Origin of the sequence: Streptomyces shaanxiensis (genome assembly GCF_039537145.1) — a bacterium.
Lineage (GTDB): Bacteria > Actinomycetota > Actinomycetes > Streptomycetales > Streptomycetaceae > Streptomyces > Streptomyces shaanxiensis.
The window spans coordinates 1-16,124 of the sequence record NZ_BAAAZY010000045.1 but is presented as its reverse complement, the minus strand read 5'-3'; the positions used below and the strand labels follow the sequence as shown (position 1 = coordinate 16,124).

Below are 16,124 nucleotides of genomic sequence, written 5' to 3'. Positions count from 1 at the left end.
GTCGCCGCCAAGACCTACGCCAACAACCTCGACGGCTGGATCCGTGAGGCCCTGGACATCATGAAGAAGCACAACATCCCGGGCACCTACGACGGCCTGTACCGCAACACCATGCGGGAGTCCTCGGGCAACCCGAACGCCATCAACAACTGGGACATCAACGCCCAGAACGGCGTCCCGTCCATCGGTCTGCTCCAGGTCATCAAGCCGACCTTCGACGCGTACCACGTCCCGGGCACGGCCTTCAGCCAGTACGACCCGGTCGCCAACCTCACCGCCGCCGCCAACTACGCGGCCGACCGGTACGGCTCGATCGACAACGTCAACAGCGCGTACTGAGTGAGGTAGGCGCGGGCCTCTGATCAGTTACGCCGAAGGGCGGCACCCACCTGACGGGGTGCCGCCCTTCGGGCGTCGGACGAAACGATCAGAGTCGTACGGCAGCGATCAGAGTCGTACGACAGTGATCAGTTCCGCATGACCTCGGGCTCGTGCCGGCGCAGGAAGCGGGCCACGAAGAAGCCGCAGATCACGCCGAGGGCGATCAGGGCGAGCATGTCCATGGTCCAGGCGCCGACGGTGTGCTCCCACAGCGGGTCGTTGCTCTCGCCCTTGGCGGGCGGGCTGATCCTGTTGAAGTCCAGCGTGGCGCCCGCGGCGCCCACCGCCCAGCGCGACGGCATCAGGTACGAGAACTGGTTGACGCCGATCGAGCCGTTCAGGGCGAACAGGCAGCCGGTGAACACGACCTGGATGATCGCAAACATGACCAGCAGCGGCATCGTCTTCTCGGCCGTCTTCACCAGCGCCGAGATGATCAGGCCGAACATCATCGAGCTGAAGCCCAACGCCATGATCGGCAGCGACAGCTCCAGGAGCGTCAGCTTGCCGAGCACCAGGCCCTCGTCGGGGATCTTGCGGCTGGAGAAGCCGATGACGCCGACCATCAGGCCCTGCAACACGGTGATCACACCGAGCACGAACACCTTGGACATCAGGTACGCGGACCGGGACAGGCCGGTCGCGCGCTCCCGCTCGTAGATGACCCGTTCCTTGATCAGCTCACGTACGGAGTTGGCGGCGCCGGCGAAGCAGGCGCCCACCGCGAGGATCAGCAGGACGGTCGTGGCCGTGCCGTTCGGGACGGGCAGGCCGGTCTTGGGGTTCACCTCCGTGTTCACCAGCAGGTCCTTGTCCGCGTCGATGAGCAGGCTCACCGCGCCGAGGACGGCCGGCAGGATCACCATCAGGGCCAGGAAGCCCTTGTCGGAGGCGATCACCGAGACATAGCGGCGCACCAGGGTGATGAACTGGGACATCCAGCCCTGCGGCTTCGGCGGCTTCATCGCCTGCATCGGAGGCATCTGTACGGACTGCGGAGCTATCGCGTCGATGTCCGCGGCGTACATCTGGTAGTGCTGCGAGCCCTTCCAGCGTCCCGCCCAGTCGTAGTCGCGGTAGTTCTCGAAGGCGGAGAAGACATCGGCCCAGGTGTCGTAGCCGAAGAAGTTCAGCGCCTCCTCGGGCGGGCCGAAGTAGGCGACCGCGCCGCCCGGGGCCATCACCAGGAGCTTGTCGCACAGCGCCAGCTCGGCCACGGAGTGGGTGACGACGAGGACCGTACGGCCGTCGTCGGCGAGGCCACGCAGCAGCTGCATCACGTCGCGGTCCATGCCCGGGTCGAGGCCCGACGTGGGCTCGTCCAGGAAGATCAGCGACGGCTTGGTGAGCAGCTCCAGGGCCACCGAGACGCGCTTGCGCTGGCCGCCGGAGAGGGAGGTGACCTTCTTCTCCTTGTGGATGTCCAGCTTCAGCTCGCGCAGCACCTCGTCGATGCGGGCCTCGCGCTCCTTGGCCGTGGTGTCGGCCGGGAAGCGGAGCTTCGCCGCGTACTTGAGGGCCTTCTTGACGGTCAGCTCCTTGTGCAGGATGTCGTCCTGCGGGACCAGACCGATGCGCTGGCGCAGCTCGGCGAACTGCTTGTAGAGGTTCCGGTTGTCGTAGAGGACGTCGCCCTGGTTGGCGGGGCGGTAGCCGGTGAGCGCCTTGAGCAGGGTCGACTTGCCGGAGCCGGACGGGCCGATGACCGCGATGAGGGACTTCTCCGGGACGCCGAAGGAGACGTCCTTGAGGATCTGCTTGCCGCCGTCGACCGTGACGGTCAGGTGGCGGGCGGAGAAGGAGACCTCACCGGTGTCGACGAACTCCTCAAGGCGGTCGCCGACGATACGGAACGTGGAGTGGCCGACGCCCACGATGTCGGTGGGGCCGAGCATCGCCGAGCCGCCCTTGGGAATCGGCTGGCCGTTGACGTACGTGCCGTTGTGCGAGCCGAGGTCGCGGATCTCCATGCGGCCGTCGGGCGTCGAGTGGAACTCGGCGTGGTGGCGGGAGACCTGGAGGTCGGAGACGACCAGTTCGTTCTCCAGGGCACGGCCGATGCGCATGACACGGCCGATGGCGAACTGGTGGAACGTGGTGGGGCTGCGGTCGCCGTAGACCGGCGGAGCCCCCGCGCCACCGCCGGGGGCCTGCTGTGCCGGGATGTGGGCCGCGGCCTGCTGGGGCTGCTGCCAGCCGGCTTGCGGGGCCTGCTGCTGCGGGACCTTCTGGGCGGGTGCCTGCTGAGCCGGTGCCTGCTGAGCCGGTGCCTGCTGGGCGGGTGCCGGCTGGGCCCAGCCGGCCTGCGCGCCCTGGGCAGCGTACGGCTGCTGCTGTGGCTGGGCCTGCGGAGAGGCGACGGCGGGCGCGGTGCCGGAGAGGTTCAGGCGCGGTCCGTCGGTCGCGTTGCCCAGGTGCACCTCCGAGCCCGGGCCGATCTCCAGGTGATGGATCCGGTGGCCCTGCACGAACGTGCCGTTGGTGCTGCCGTGGTCCTCGAGGACCCAACTGCGGCCGCCCCAGCTGATCGTGGCGTGCCGCCAGGACACTCTGGCGTCGTCGAACACGATGTCGCCCTGCGGATCGCGTCCGAGGGTGTAGGACCTGGACGGGTCGAGCGTCCAGGTCCTGCCATTCAATTCCAGTACGAGTTCCGGCACTCCATGCCCCACTGAGTAGTCCCCCGAGTTACCCCCAACACAGGGAGTCTAGGGATGTCGAACATCGTCGGGAACTATTTCAGGCTCCGCCCCCTGACTGAAAGTCGGGCCTTATGAACACCACGCGCGCGTGCTTCGACTGGTTCCGTTGACGGGGTTGAAACCAGCCCGGAGAGTGGTAATCCACGCGAGGGGGACATGCGCGGCGAGCCGGCCGCGGAGCGGATCGGGGGGTCTGCCATGAGCGCGTCCACGAACGTCGAGTCCACGAGGCACGGCACGCGGCTGCCGTGGGGGGACATCCTGCTGTCCGCGATCGCCTCCGTGAGCTGGGCGTTGATCGGGATGGCGGGCACCGCGGCGCTCGGTCTGCATCTGCTGGAGGCGGACACAGCTAGCTCTCTGGGCCCGATGACCGCGGCGGTGGTGGCCCTTGGGGCGGGTGGTTCCGTCACACCGTCCGGGGATGTGTCCGCTTTCGGGTTGACGGGCGCGGAGGCGGCCACCGCCATCGAGATCACGCCACTGGGGGTGAGCCTGGTCGGCGCGGTCCTGCTGGCGTGGTTCTTCTTACGGTCCCTGCGGGGCGCGGGAGTTGTGATCGCGCCGACCGAACTCCTCGCGCGCGCGGGCGCGGTGGTCGCGCTGTTCGTGGCGACGCTGGGCGGGCTGGCCTGGGCGGGTCACGACGTCATCACGATCGACGGGAGCTCGCTGGGGCTCGACGCCCTGCCGGGCGGCGGCGGGGGCGGCGGTGTCGAGATCCCTGGAGTGGGCGACATCGGGGACATCGGCGGGCTGCTGCCCGACCAGATCGGTGACCTCATCGACGCGAAGGCGTCGGTGGGCTTCACGGTGGACACGGTGCCGACGCTCCTCGGCGGCCTGGGCTGGTCCGCCGGCATCCTGCTGATCGCCCTGCTGGCCTCGCGCCGCACCCCGCTGCCGCGCGGCTGGGAGGCCGTGCACCGCGTCGTACGGCCCGCCGCGTCCGCCCTCGTCACGGTGCTGCTCGTCGCGGTCGCGGCGGGGCTCGCGGCGGCGGCGTACGCGGCGATCGGCGACGACCACCCCAAGCGCATCGCGGGCGCCGCCCTGCTGGGCGCCCCGAACGGCGTGTGGCTCGGCATCCCCATCGGCCTGTTCGTCCCGTTCGACGGCAGGGCGACCGGGGCCCTGGTCGGCCTGCTGCCGGACCCGCTGGACGACTTGCTGAACAGCGGATCCGACCAGTCCGTGACGCTGAGCAGGCTGGCGGAGCTGGACGGGCGCGTGTGGCTGCTGGGAGTCGCGGCGGCGGTGATGATGCTGCTCGCGGGGGTGCTGACCGCTGCGCGGACGCCGGTGGGGGTGGGGGTAGGCGGTGGGGCTGGGCTCGGTGCCGGGGCTGGGGCCGGTGCTGGGGCTGGGCACGCGACCGGGGCTGGGAGCCGGGGCAGGGGCGGCGGGCCCGGCGAAGTTCCGGGTTCGCGAGGCGGGATGGCTCCTGGCACCGGGGCGGCTTCGGGTGCGGGGCCGGTGGGTGGCTCGGGTGGTTCCTGGGGGGTACGGGCATCTGGGGCCGGGAGCGGGTCCGTCGCAGGGCCGGATTCGGGTGTCGTACGGCCATCAGGTTCCGACGCCTCGGGAGGGCCGGGCATCGAAGGTGTACGGGATCCAGGGCCCTTCGGGTTCGCCGGGCGGTGTGCGCTGCGGCTCGGGATCGCGACGGCGTTGACCCTGCCGTTGCTCGCGTGGCTGACGGGACTGTCCGTGGACGCCTCGCTGTCGGTGCTGGGCTTCGACGCGTTCGGCGCCGGGGTGGAGCTGCGGGGGAATCTCGGCATGGCGCTGCTCCTCGGGGCGGCTTGGGGCGCGGTGGCGGGAGCGGTGGGAGCGTTGCTGGCCCGGGCGACCGGGGCGGCGGGACAGCGGGCGGCAGCGCTGGCTCTGGGCGCGGCCGTGGGTGCGAGGCCGGGTGCGGATGCCGCGACGGCTACGACGGGAACCGCGGGTGCCTGGGGCACGGCGGCGGAGAGTGCGGGGGGCTTGCCGTACGGGAGCCAGTCGGGGCCGTACACGCCGGGCACGCCGTATCGGCCACCGAATCCGGCGACGAATCCGTATCTGCGGGTGCCGGGGGAACTGCGTGAACCTGAGGATGCGCGGCCGCCGGGCGGGGGGCCGCCTTCCGGGGGTGCGTGGCCGTCCGATTCTGGGAGGGCGGGGCCGTCCGATTCTCGCGGTGCGTGGCCGTCCGACGAGGGGCGTGGAACCGATGCGAGGTCGGGGGGCGACGCGAGCTTGGGGCACTACGAGGTTCCGGGACGCGACGCGAACTGGGGCCGCGACGCGGGGCAGGGACACAGTGCGAGGTCGGGGCGCGACGATGCCTGGCGGCCCGGTGACCCGGCGTCCGGTGACCGGACTTCCAGCGATCCACCGCCCCCCGCCGGCGACGACGTGTACGGCGCGCCCACCGTCGCCCGGCCGATCGAACCGCCGCCGAGGTCGTCCCGGCCTCCCCGGCGGCGTGGGAACCGGTCGCCGTCCGGAGCGGACGAAGGACCTCCTCCTCCGCCACCGCCGCCACCACCGCCACCGCCGCCTCCCCCTCCCCCACCGCCAGGGAGGCCGAAGGGGCGCCCATGATCCGCGCCGGGGAGCCGAAGCGGCGCTCGTGATCCGTGGGCTGGCCTGAGCTGGGCCGGCCTGGGCTGGGCGGCGCGGGGCGGGCCTGGGCTGGGCTGCGCGGGGCTGACGAGCCTCGCGGTGACCCGCCCGAGCACAGCCGCCGTACGCCCCGGCAGCACACGGAGAAGCCCAGAGGCCCCTGGAGGCCCCCGGGCGCCTCCGAAAACACCCGAAGCCACCGGACCGAGTCGGCGACCCGACTCACAGCTACACCTGTGCCGTTTCACAGGTACCGATACGACCGTGGCCCGAATGTAAGACCCGCGCCATCCGAGCGACACCCACTGTTCCGTGTCCGCTAGACGGACCTCAGGGGCGCCAGGCACTGAGTGCCGGATACGGTGGAAGCACCATGAGCGCTTCGCAGACCTCCGACATCCCCACACTTCTCGTCAAGATCTTCGGGAAGGACAGGCCGGGCATCACGGCCGGCCTCTTCGACACGCTGGCCGCCTACTCCGTCGACGTGGTCGACATCGAGCAGGTCCTCACCCGTGGCCGGATCACGCTGTGCGCGCTCGTGACGCAGCCTCCCGCCGGGATGGAGGGGGACCTGCGGGCGACCGTCCACAGCTGGGCGGAGTCGATGAAGATGCAGGCGGAGATCATCTCCGGCCGCGGTGACAACCGGCCCCGTGGGCTCGGACGGTCCCTCGTGACCGTGCTCGGGCACCCGCTCACCGCCGAGGCGACCGCCGCGATCGCCTCCAGGATCACCAAGTCCGGCGGCAACATCGACCGTATCTTCCGGCTCGCCAAGTACCCCGTGACAGCGGTGGAGTTCGCGGTGTCCGGCGTGGAGACCGAGCCCCTGCGCACCGCCCTGGTGACGGACGCGGCGGCACTGGGTGTCGACATCGCGGTCGTCGCGGCCGGTCTGCACCGGCGCGCGCAGCGCCTGGTCGTCATGGACGTGGACTCCACGCTCATCCAGGACGAGGTGATCGAGCTCTTCGCCGCGCACGCCGGCTGCGAGGACAAGGTGGCCGAGGTGACGGCGGCCGCGATGCGCGGGGAGCTGGACTTCGAGCAGTCGCTGCACGCGCGCGTGGCGCTGCTGGAGGGGCTGGACGCCTCGGTGGTGGAGAAGGTGCGCACCGAGGTGCGGCTGACCCCGGGGGCGCGCACACTGATCCGTACGCTGAAGCGGCTCGGTTATCAAGTGGGTGTCGTCTCGGGCGGGTTCACCCAGGTCACCGATGATCTGAAGGAGCGGCTCGGGCTCGACTTCGCCCAGGCGAACACGCTGGAGATCGTCGACGGGAAGCTGACGGGCAAGGTCACCGGCGAGATCGTGGACCGGGCGGGCAAGGCGCGGCTGCTGCGCCGGTTCGCCGCCGAGGCGGGTGTGCCGCTGTCCCAGACCGTGGCGATCGGTGACGGTGCCAACGACCTCGACATGCTCAACGCGGCCGGTCTGGGCGTCGCCTTCAACGCCAAGCCGGTGGTGCGGGAGGCGGCGCACACGGCCGTGAACGTGCCGTTCCTGGACACGGTCCTGTATCTGCTGGGCGTCACCCGCGAAGAGGTCGAGGCCGCGGACATGCACGACGAGGACTGATGTGCCGCGTGCGCGCCGTGTGCCGCCCATCGCACGGTGAGGGCGGCTGCCCTCGCGCATGTCCTGCTGACCCGGGCCTGGCGCCTGGGGCCCGCACCCGACGGCTGCATGCGCAGGGGCCCGGCGCCGTGACGGTGCCGGGCCCCTGCGCACGGGTCGGTCACTCGGACGGGGCCCAGTAGTCGACGAGCGTGGCAACGCCGGGCTCCAGCGTCTTCCAGGTGCCGCTGAAGGAGAGCACGGCGAAGGCGGCGGCGGGGAAGCCGCGGCGGCTCAGCCGGTCGCGCGCGTCGCCCTCGGCCGAGCCGGACAGAATCTCGGCGAGGCCCTGTACGCCCGGGTTGTGGCCGATGAGCAGGAGGTTCTGCGCGTCGTCGGGGGTTTCGTTGAGCACGGCGATCAGCTCGCCGGGCGAGGCCTCGTAGACCCGCTCTTCGTAGATGGTTTTCGGCCGGTGCGGGAACTCGTGGACGGCGAGCTTCCAGGTCTCACGGGTCCGGGTCGCGGTGGAGCACAGGGCCAGATCGAAGGGGATGTCGGTGTCGGCCAGCCGGCGTCCGGCCTCTGCCGCGTCCATTCGGCCCCGATCTGCGAGCGGCCGCTCGTGGTCGGTCACCTGTGGCCAGTCGGCTTTCGCATGCCGGAAGAGGACAATCCTGCGGGGTTCTGCGACGCTCATGAGTCCCAGCTTCGCATGAAACAGGCCATGGGGCGCAGGGAGTTGACGTGCGGCTTCGGCCGTGCTCAGCGCATGATCAGCTGCTGTATGTGCTCGAAGAGCCGGGTGATCGCGGGTTCGGCGGTCGCGGCGTGGGCGTCGGACGGGTCGAGTATCAGCGTCAGCAGCGTGATGAAGGCGAGTGTCGGCAGGGCGAGGGCCCACCAGGGCAGCCGGATGTCGGCACGGCCCGTGGACGCCGGGTGGGGCGAGGTGTGCGTAGGGGCCGACATGATGCCTCCGTGGGTCTTCGAGTGGTCCGTGTCCGCCTCTCGCGGTCACACTCCGAAGTTACGGAAATCCCGGCCCTCAACCCATCCGGTGATCCACCCAGTTGACCCTGACACTCACCCCCTAGGGGATGGTGGTGCTAGCCCCACCATCGGCCCGACGCAGTGTGTCGGTGAGGCAGGCGCCGAGGAGAGATGTGTCAGGCAGAGACGCGTCGGGGAGAGCCGCATCAGGGAGAGGCGATCGTCGCGATGACGCCGATGATCACGAAGATGGCGAAGAACGCGCCGAAGACGAGCAGCATCTTCTTCTGGCCGTTCCGGGGGTTCGGGTCGAGCACTGGCATACGGCCAGTCTCGCACCCCTCTCCCGCATCGGGCGCGCCGGGGTGAGGCTCATCGGGCCGCCTCGTCCTCGACCGTGCGGTTGCGTCCCGCGAGGACGCCCACCAGCATCTGCGGGATCATCAGGCCGGTCATGAGCGCGATGGGCAGCCCCCAGCCGCCGCTGTGCTGGTAGAGCACGCCCACCAGGAGCGGACCCGGGATGGAGAGCAGATATCCGGTGCTCTGCGCGAAGGCGGACAGCTGGGCGACGCCGGCGCCCGTCCTGGCCCGCATCCCGACCATCGTGAGGGCCAGCGGGAAAGCGCAGTTGGAGACGCCGAGCAGCAGCGCCCAGGCCCAGGCACCGGCGGCCGGCGCGAAGTACAGGCCGGCGTAGCCCGCGAGACCGCAGACGCCGAGCGCGACGGCGATCGGGCCCTGGTGCGGGAGCCGGGTGGCCACGCGCGGGATGACGAAGGCCAGCGGCACGCCCATCACCATGGTGACGGCGAGCAGCAGGCCGGCCGTGGACGCGGGCACGCCGGCGTCCCGGAAGATCTGCGGCATCCAGCCCATCGTGATGTAGGCGGCGGTGGCCTGGAGCCCGAAGAAGACGGCGAGCGCCCATGCGGTACGGCTCCGGGTGACGCGCAGGGCGACGGGAGGCTCGACGCGCGCGTGCTCCTGCCGCGCCGCCGACGGCTCGGCAGACCCCGCACCCCGCTGCCGTACGAACGGAATCCACGGCAGTACGGCCGCCGCGGCCAGTCCCGCCCACACCGCGAGGCCGGTCTGCCAACTGCCGCCCAGTGTCTCGGTCATGGGCACGGTCACCGCGGCCGCCGTCGCGGTGCCGAGGGCGAGGGCCATCGAGTACAGGCCGGTCATGGAGCCGACGCGGTCCGGGAACCAGCGCTTGACGATGACCGGCATCAGGACGTTGCTGACGGCGATGCCCATGAGGGCGAGGGCGCTGGCGGCCAGGAAGCCGGGCGTGCTCCCGGCGTACGGGCGCAGAAGCAGTCCGGCGGTGATGGCGGCCATGCCGGCGCACACCACCGCGCCGGGGCCGAAGCGGCGGGCGAGCCGTGGGGCCATGACGCCGAAGACGGCGAAGCAGAGCGGGGGCACGGAGGTGAGTACTCCGGCCAGGCTGCCGCTCATGCCGAGCCCGTCGCGGACCTCCTCCAGGAGGGCGCCGAGGCTGGTGATGGCGGGGCGGAGGTTCAGCGCGGACAGCACGATGCCGAGTACGAGCAGCCGTGTCGTCCACGCGCGCGTGGGGGGCGTACTGGGCTCGTACGCCTGCGAAGTGCGTATGGATGTCGGCGTCGTCGTCCGGGTCTCCTGGCTTGCCATGTCGCCCATCATAGAATCATGGGATGATTGGTTGTCCACCCCCGGGCCGCCCGGCCCCGGTCCTCCCGTGCGAAGGTGTGCCATGCCCCTGAGCCACCCCCGCCGTTCGGCGCTGTCCGAGCAGGTCATCGCGGCGTTGCGGAACCAGATCACCTCGGGCGAGTGGCCGGTCGGCTCCCGTATCCCGACGGAGCCAGAGCTGGTCGAGCAGCTCGGCGTGGCCCGCAACACGGTCCGCGAGGCGGTCCGCGCACTCGCGCACAACGGCCTGCTGGACATCCGCCAGGGCTCCGGCACCTATGTGGTGGCGACCAGCGAGCTGGCCGGCGTGATGCACCGCCGCTTCGCCGACGCCGACCCCCGGCACATCGCCGAGCTGCGCTCCACGCTGGAGTCGGCCGCCGCCAAGCTGGCCGCCGAGCGGCGCACGGAGAAGGACCTCAAGCAGCTGGACGCGCTGCTGGTGCGGCGCGAGGAGGCCTGGGCGTCGGGTGACGCGGAGGCGTTCGTGGCGGCCGACGCGACCTTCCATCTGGCCGTGGTGGCGGCGTCCCACAACGACGTCATGACCGCGATGTACGCGGACCTGGGCGAGGTGCTGCGGGACTGGCTGCGCGAGGACGTGGGCGAGAAGCTGACGCCGGAGACGCACATGGACCACGGGCGGCTGGTCGACGCGATCCGCGCGGGTGACGCGACGACGGCCGCGGCGGAAGCGGCCGGCTATCCGTTCCTGTGCCGTCCGGGGCGCTTCAGCTCTCCCGCCGGTGACTGACCCACACCGAGCCGACCTCTTTCCAGCAGCGTGCGGTCAGCCGCACGGTCTGCGCGGGCTCGGCGTCCACCCAGGAGCCGTCGCTGTCGATGTCCCACCAGCGGGCGCACTCGACGTGCAGGCTCACCCGGTCGGTCTCCGGATACGGGTTGTGGCAGTACGCGGTCACGTGTGAGCCGGTGAGACGGATCCAGCACTCGGCGCCGTACGGCTCCTGAGGCTCCGTTTCAGCGGCGTGCACGCGCGCGTGGGCCATCATCTCGAGCGGCAGGGGCAGGACGAGTGCGACGGCGACGGTCGTTGAGGCCAGGCGGCGGGAGAAGCGCACAAGGGGACCTCCTCGGCCGTACGGGGGAGGGGCTCGCGTGGTGAACGCGTACTCCAGAGTGCGCGTTCGCGGGTCTCCCCCGCCCGGCCGGATAGGCCGAACGGGTGACGCCCCGCTCCCCGCGCGGTGCGGGGAACGGGGCGTCGACGACGTACCGGAAATCAGGCGCCGATGGCGTGCAGGCCGCCGTCCACGTGGATGATCTCGCCGGTGGTCTTCGGGAACCAGTCGCTCAGCAGCGCGACGATGCCGCGGCCGGCCGGCTCCGGGTCCTTGAGGTCCCACTCCAGCGGGGAACGGCTGTCCCACACGGAGGCCAGGTCGGCGAAGCCCGGGATGGACTTGGCGGCCATCGAGCCGATCGGGCCCGCGGAGATCAGGTTGCAGCGGATGTTCTGCTTGCCCAGGTCACGCGCCATGTAGCGGCTGGTGGCCTCCAGGGCGGCCTTGGCCGGGCCCATCCAGTCGTACTGCGGCCAGGCGTACTGGGCGTCGAAGGTGAGGCCGACGACGGAGCCGCCGTTCTGCATCAGGGGCAGGCAGGCCATGGTCAGCGACTTCAGGGAGTACGCCGAGACGTGCATCGCCGTGGCGACCGACTCGAACGGCGTGTTGAGGAAGTTGCCGCCGAGCGCGTCCTGCGGGGCGAAGCCGATGGAGTGCACGACGCCGTCGAGACCGCCGAGCTCCTCGCCGACGATGTCGGCCAGGCGCCCGAGGTGCTCGTCGTTCGTCACGTCGAGCTCGATGACCTTGGTGGGCTTGGGAAGCTTCTTGGCGATGCGCTCGGTCAGCGTGGGCCGCGGAAACGCGGTCAGGATGATCTCGGCGCCCTGCTCCTGGGCCAGCTTGGCGGCGTGGAAGGCGATGGAGGACTCCATCAGCACACCGGTGATCAGGACGCGCTTGCCCTCGAGAATTCCGCTCATGGTGATCAGTGACCCATTCCCAGTCCGCCGTCAACGGGGATGACGGCTCCAGTGATGTACGAGGCGTCGTCCGAGGCGAGGAACCGCACCGTCGCGGCGATCTCCTCCGGCTGCGCGTAACGACCGAGCGGCACCTGCTTCACGATGCCCTCACGCTGCTCGTCGGTGAGCACCTTGGTCATGTCGGTGTCGACGAAGCCGGGCGCGACGACGTTGAAGGTGATGTTGCGCGAGCCCAGCTCACGGGCGAGGGAGCGCGAGAAGCCGACCAGGGCGGCCTTGGAGGCGGCGTAGTTGGCCTGGCCGGGACCGCCGTACAGACCGACGACCGAGGAGATGAGCACCACGCGGCCCTTCTTGGCGCGCAGCATGCCGCGGTTGGCGCGCTTGACCACCCGGAAGGTGCCGGTGAGGTTGGTGTCGATGACCGAGGTGAAGTCCTCCTCGGACATGCGCATCAGGAGCTGGTCCTTGGTGATGCCGGCGTTGGCGATCAGAACCTCGACCGGGCCGTGCTCGGCCTCGATCTCCTTGTAGGCCTGCTCCACCTGCTCGGTGTCGGTGATGTCGCACTTGACGGCGAGGAAGCCGGCCGGTGGCTCACCCGAGCGGTATGTGATCGCGACCTTGTCGCCGGCGTCGGCGAAGGCGCGGGCGATGGCGAGGCCGATGCCCCGGTTGCCTCCGGTGACGAGAACCGAGCGGCTCAACGGATCACCCTTTCGATAGCGGTCTGATACCCGCCCGAGCACCTGTGGACAGGCGGCGATGACAGGCGGCTTCTCCGAAAACCTATCGGTCGCGTCCCGCCGTCGGACATTCGGGCACCGACAGTGGCTTACGGGTGTCACTGTCGGGTCCCTACAGAAAGATGCGGACTCCAGCCGGAAACGTGTGGTCCGCGGCCCCGCCCGCGCGAAATGATCGGTGCCGACAGGCCACGACAGCAGGGAGACCTCCGTGCCTCATACGATCGATGAAGCCTTCACGGCGCTTCCGCTACGCGCCCTGGCCGACGCGGCGCTGGCACGCGCGCGTGCGCTGGGTGCCGAGCATGCGGACTTCCGGTTCGAGCGGGTGCGCAGCGCGTCCTGGCGGCTGCGGGACGCCCGGCTCGCCGGGTCGTCGGACACCACCGACCTCGGGTACGCGGTGCGGGTGGTGCACGGCGGGACCTGGGGGTTCGCCTCCGGGGTGGATCTGACGCTGGACGCCGCCGCCAAGGTCGCGTCGCAGGCCGTGGCGATGGCGAAGCTGTCCGCCCAGGTGATCAAGGCCGCCGGGTCGGAGGAGCGGGTGGAGCTCGCCGACGAGCCCGTGCACAGTGAGAAGACGTGGATCTCGTCGTACGAGATCGACCCGTTCGGCGTGCCCGACGAGGAGAAGTCGGGGCTGCTGGCGGATTGGAGCGCGCGGCTGCTGGCGGCGGACGGGGTCAATCACGTCGACGCCTCGCTGCTCACCGTCCACGAGAACAAGTTCTACGCCGACACCGCGGGGACCGTGACCACCCAGCAGCGTGTACGGCTGCACCCGCAGCTGACCGCTGTGTCGGTGGACGAGTCGAGTGGCGAGTTCGACTCCATGCGCACCATCGCGCCGCCCGTGGGACGCGGCTGGGAGTACCTGACGGGCACCGGCTGGGACTGGGAGGGCGAGCTGGAGCGGATCCCGGAGCTGCTCGCCGAGAAGATGCGGGCGCCGAGCGTGGAGGCGGGGCCGTACGACCTCGTCGTCGATCCCTCCAACCTGTGGCTGACCATCCACGAGTCCATCGGCCACGCCACCGAACTGGACCGTGCCCTCGGCTACGAGGCCGCCTACGCCGGCACCTCCTTCGCCACGTTCGACCAGCTCGGCAAGCTCAGGTACGGCTCGGACCTGATGAACGTCACCGGTGACCGCACCGCCGAGCACGGCCTGGCGACCATCGGGTACGACGACGAGGGCGTCGCGGGCCAGTCCTGGGACCTGGTGAAGGACGGCACGCTGGTCGGCTACCAGCTGGACCGGCGGATCGCGAAGCTGACCGGCTTCGACCGGTCCAACGGGTGCGCGTTCGCCGACTCCCCCGGGCATGTGCCGGTGCAGCGCATGGCCAATGTGTCGCTGCAGCCGGACCCGGCCGGGATGTCGACCGAGGATCTGATCGGGAGCGTCGACCGCGGTATCTACGTCGTCGGCGACCGGTCCTGGTCGATCGACATGCAGCGCTACAACTTCCAGTTCACCGGGCAGCGGTTCTTCAAGATCGAGAACGGGCGGATCACCGGGCAGCTGCGGGACGTGGCCTACCAGGCGACGACAACCGACTTCTGGGGCTCCATGGCCGCGGTGGGCGGGCCACAGACCTACGTCCTGGGCGGTGCCTTCAACTGCGGCAAGGCGCAGCCGGGGCAGGTCGCGGCGGTCTCGCACGGCTGCCCGTCGGCCCTCTTCAAGGGAGTCAACATTCTGAACACCACGCAGGAGGCCGGTCGATGAGCGCCCGTACCAACAAGCCGCACGAGATCGTCGAGCGGGCCCTGGAGTTGTCCCGGGCCGACGGGTGCGTCGTCATCGCCGACGAGCAGTCGACCGCCAATCTGCGCTGGGCGGGCAACGCGCTGACCACGAACGGCGTCACGCGCGGGCGGACGCTCACCGTCGTCGCGACCGTCGACGGCAAGGAGGGCACGGCCTCCGGGGTCGTCTCCCGGTCCGCGGTGACCGCCGACGAGCTGGAACCGCTGGTCCGGGCCGCCGAGGCCGCCGCGCGCGGGGCCGGCCCCGCCGAGGACGCGCAGCCGCTGGTGACGGACGTACCGGCGTCGCCCGACTTCACGGACGCCCCGGCCGAGACGTCGTCCACCGTGTTCGCCGACTTCGCCCCGGCGCTCGGCGAGGCCTTCGCACGCGCGCGTGCGGGCGGGCGGGAGCTGTACGGCTTCGCCAACCACGAGCTGGTGTCGACGTACCTGGGCACGTCCACGGGGCTGCGGCTGCGGCACGACCAGCCCAACGGGACGCTGGAGCTGAACGCCAAGTCGCCGGACCGTACGCGCTCGGCGTGGGCGGGGCGCTCCACGCGGGACTTCAAGGACGTGGACCCGACGGCGCTGGACGCCGAGCTGGCCGTACGCCTCGGCTGGGCCGAGCGCCGGCTCGAGCTGCCGGCGGGCCGGTACGAGACGCTGCTGCCGCCGACCGCCGTGGCCGACCTGCTGATCTACCAGCTGTGGTCGGCGTCGGGGCGGGACGCGGTCGAGGGGCGGACCGTGTTCTCCAAGCCCGGTGGCAAGACGCGCGTCGGCGAGAGGCTGACCGAGCTGCCGCTGACGCTGCGCAGCGACCCGAACCAGCCGGGCCTGGAGTCGGCGCCCTTCGTGATCGCGCACTCCTCCGGCGGCGACCAGTCGGTGTTCGACAACGGGCTGCCGCTCGCCACCACGGAGTGGATGCGCGAGGGCGAGCTGAAGCACCTCACCACCAGCCGGCACAGTGCGGGGCTGACCGGTCTGCCGGTGGCGCCGGGCATCGACAACCTGATCCTGGACGGCGGCGAGGACCGTTCGCTGGAGGAGATGGTCGCGAACACCGAGCGCGGGCTGCTGCTGACCTGCCTCTGGTACATCCGCGAGGTCGACCCGGCGACGCTGCTGCTCACCGGCCTGACCCGGGACGGGGTGTACCTCGTCGAGAACGGCGAGGTGAGCGGCGAGGTCAACAACTTCCGGTTCAACGAGTCGCCGGTGGATCTGCTGGGGCGGGCCACGGAGGCAGGGCGTACGGAGAAGACGCTGCCCAGGGAGTGGAGCGACTGGTTCACCAGGGCGGCGATGCCGGCGCTGCGCGTCCCCGATTTCAACATGAGCTCTGTCAGTCAGGGCGTATAACCTCGTAGTCGGCTGTCACCCGACTGCCCGAGATCATCAAGGAGACACGAGAACCGTGACGGACATCGTCGACGAGCTGAAGTGGCGCGGCGTGATCGCCCTGTCCACTGACGAGGACGCATTGCGCAAGGCGCTCGCGGACGGTCCCGTCACGTTCTATTGCGGTTTCGACCCGACCGCGGCCAGCCTGCACGTCGGACACCTGGTCCAGGTACTGACCATGCGCCGCCTCCAGCAGGCGGGCCTGCGCCCGCTGGCGCTGGTCGGCGGTGCCACGGGCCAGATCGGCGACCCGCGCCCGACGGCGG

General features: G+C 70.7%; 14 protein-coding genes and 1 pseudogene. 7 read left to right on the top strand and 8 right to left on the bottom strand.

What is annotated here, in order from left to right; all coding sequences use genetic code 11:
* Positions 1-339, top strand: a 339-nt coding sequence (locus tag ABD932_RS43825; protein WP_345022180.1) for a transglycosylase SLT domain-containing protein, incomplete at its 5' end; no start/stop codon positions are given.
* Between the two features lie 128 nt (positions 340-467).
* On the opposite strand, the gene ABD932_RS43820 is transcribed toward ABD932_RS43825, so the two are convergent.
* Complete coding sequence (locus ABD932_RS43820; protein ID WP_345022178.1) at positions 468-3,041, bottom strand: ABC transporter ATP-binding protein/permease; 2,574 nt, start codon at positions 3,039-3,041, stop codon at positions 468-470.
* 240 nt (positions 3,042-3,281) lie between these two features.
* Here ABD932_RS43820 and ABD932_RS43815 point away from each other — a divergent pair, with 240 nt between their 5' ends.
* Together ABD932_RS43815 and serB are read left to right on the top strand one after the other, a co-directional pair.
* A complete protein-coding gene (locus ABD932_RS43815; RefSeq protein ID WP_345022177.1) occupies positions 3,282-5,672 on the top strand; it encodes a streptophobe family protein in 2,391 nt (796 codons plus the stop codon).
* Positions 5,673-6,066: 394 nt separating this feature from the next.
* On the top strand, positions 6,067-7,275 hold the full coding sequence (gene serB / locus ABD932_RS43810; RefSeq protein ID WP_345022175.1) for a phosphoserine phosphatase SerB: 1,209 nt from the start codon (positions 6,067-6,069) through the stop codon (positions 7,273-7,275).
* Positions 7,276-7,435: 160 nt separating this feature from the next.
* On the opposite strand, the gene ABD932_RS43805 is transcribed toward serB, so the two are convergent.
* The 4 genes from ABD932_RS43805 to ABD932_RS43790 form a co-directional block, all read right to left on the bottom strand.
* Positions 7,436-7,954, bottom strand: coding sequence for a SixA phosphatase family protein (locus tag ABD932_RS43805; RefSeq protein ID WP_345022173.1), 519 nt, complete (start codon positions 7,952-7,954; stop codon positions 7,436-7,438).
* 65 nt (positions 7,955-8,019) lie between these two features.
* A complete protein-coding gene (locus ABD932_RS43800; protein WP_345022171.1) occupies positions 8,020-8,226 on the bottom strand; it encodes a hypothetical protein in 207 nt (68 codons plus the stop codon).
* 227 nt (positions 8,227-8,453) lie between these two features.
* Entirely contained in the window at positions 8,454-8,570 is a 117-nt protein-coding gene (locus ABD932_RS43795) for an SGM_5486 family transporter-associated protein (RefSeq protein ID WP_345022169.1), read from the bottom strand.
* Positions 8,571-8,619: 49 nt separating this feature from the next.
* Positions 8,620-9,921: a CynX/NimT family MFS transporter gene (locus ABD932_RS43790; RefSeq protein WP_345022167.1), complete on the bottom strand. Its 1,302-nt coding sequence runs from the start codon at positions 9,919-9,921 to the stop codon at positions 8,620-8,622.
* Positions 9,922-9,991: 70 nt separating this feature from the next.
* On the opposite strand from ABD932_RS43790, the gene ABD932_RS43785 reads away from it, so the two are divergent.
* Positions 9,992-10,684 (top strand): FadR/GntR family transcriptional regulator, encoded by a 693-nt coding sequence (locus ABD932_RS43785; RefSeq protein WP_126390822.1) that lies wholly within the window; start codon positions 9,992-9,994, stop codon positions 10,682-10,684.
* Here ABD932_RS43785 and ABD932_RS43780 read toward each other — a convergent pair.
* From ABD932_RS43780 to fabG, 3 genes are all read right to left on the bottom strand, one after another.
* Entirely contained in the window at positions 10,662-11,012 is a 351-nt protein-coding gene (locus ABD932_RS43780; RefSeq protein ID WP_345022163.1) for a hypothetical protein, read from the bottom strand. The two genes, ABD932_RS43785 and ABD932_RS43780, sit on opposite strands and share 23 nt — an antisense overlap.
* Before the next feature lie 161 nt (positions 11,013-11,173).
* Positions 11,174-11,941, bottom strand: coding sequence for an enoyl-ACP reductase FabI (fabI, locus tag ABD932_RS43775; RefSeq protein WP_062142324.1), 768 nt, complete (start codon positions 11,939-11,941; stop codon positions 11,174-11,176).
* 5 nt (positions 11,942-11,946) lie between these two features.
* Positions 11,947-12,651, bottom strand: a complete 705-nt coding sequence (fabG, locus tag ABD932_RS43770) for a 3-oxoacyl-[acyl-carrier-protein] reductase (RefSeq protein ID WP_126390828.1) — start codon at positions 12,649-12,651, stop codon at positions 11,947-11,949.
* A 250-nt stretch (positions 12,652-12,901) separates the two neighbouring features.
* On the opposite strand from fabG, the gene ABD932_RS43765 reads away from it, so the two are divergent.
* The 3 genes and pseudogenes from ABD932_RS43765 to ABD932_RS43755 all read left to right on the top strand — a co-directional run.
* Positions 12,902-14,425 (top strand): TldD/PmbA family protein, encoded by a 1,524-nt coding sequence (locus ABD932_RS43765; RefSeq protein ID WP_345022160.1) that lies wholly within the window; start codon positions 12,902-12,904, stop codon positions 14,423-14,425.
* Positions 14,422-15,816 (top strand): metallopeptidase TldD-related protein, encoded by a 1,395-nt coding sequence (locus ABD932_RS43760; protein ID WP_345022158.1) that lies wholly within the window; start codon positions 14,422-14,424, stop codon positions 15,814-15,816. The genes ABD932_RS43765 and ABD932_RS43760 overlap by 4 nt, the downstream gene beginning before the upstream one ends.
* A gap of 55 nt (positions 15,817-15,871) precedes the next feature.
* Positions 15,872-16,124, top strand: a pseudogene (locus ABD932_RS43755) (tyrosine--tRNA ligase); the annotation flags it as partial.

Bases quoted from the DNA above. Each gene is read 5' to 3' on its own strand.
- ABD932_RS43815 (WP_345022177.1), top strand. From the start codon at position 3,282: ATGAGCGCGTCCACGAACGTCGAGTCCACGAGGCACGGCACGCGGCTG.
- serB (WP_345022175.1), top strand. From the start codon at position 6,067: ATGAGCGCTTCGCAGACCTCCGACATCCCCACACTTCTCGTCAAGATC.
- ABD932_RS43805 (WP_345022173.1), bottom strand. From the start codon at position 7,954: ATGAGCGTCGCAGAACCCCGCAGGATTGTCCTCTTCCGGCATGCGAAA.
- ABD932_RS43800 (WP_345022171.1), bottom strand. From the start codon at position 8,226: ATGTCGGCCCCTACGCACACCTCGCCCCACCCGGCGTCCACGGGCCGT.
- ABD932_RS43795 (WP_345022169.1), bottom strand. From the start codon at position 8,570: ATGCCAGTGCTCGACCCGAACCCCCGGAACGGCCAGAAGAAGATGCTG.
- ABD932_RS43790 (WP_345022167.1), bottom strand. From the start codon at position 9,921: ATGATGGGCGACATGGCAAGCCAGGAGACCCGGACGACGACGCCGACA.
- ABD932_RS43785 (WP_126390822.1), top strand. From the start codon at position 9,992: ATGCCCCTGAGCCACCCCCGCCGTTCGGCGCTGTCCGAGCAGGTCATC.
- fabI (WP_062142324.1), bottom strand. From the start codon at position 11,941: ATGAGCGGAATTCTCGAGGGCAAGCGCGTCCTGATCACCGGTGTGCTG.
- ABD932_RS43760 (WP_345022158.1), top strand. From the start codon at position 14,422: ATGAGCGCCCGTACCAACAAGCCGCACGAGATCGTCGAGCGGGCCCTG.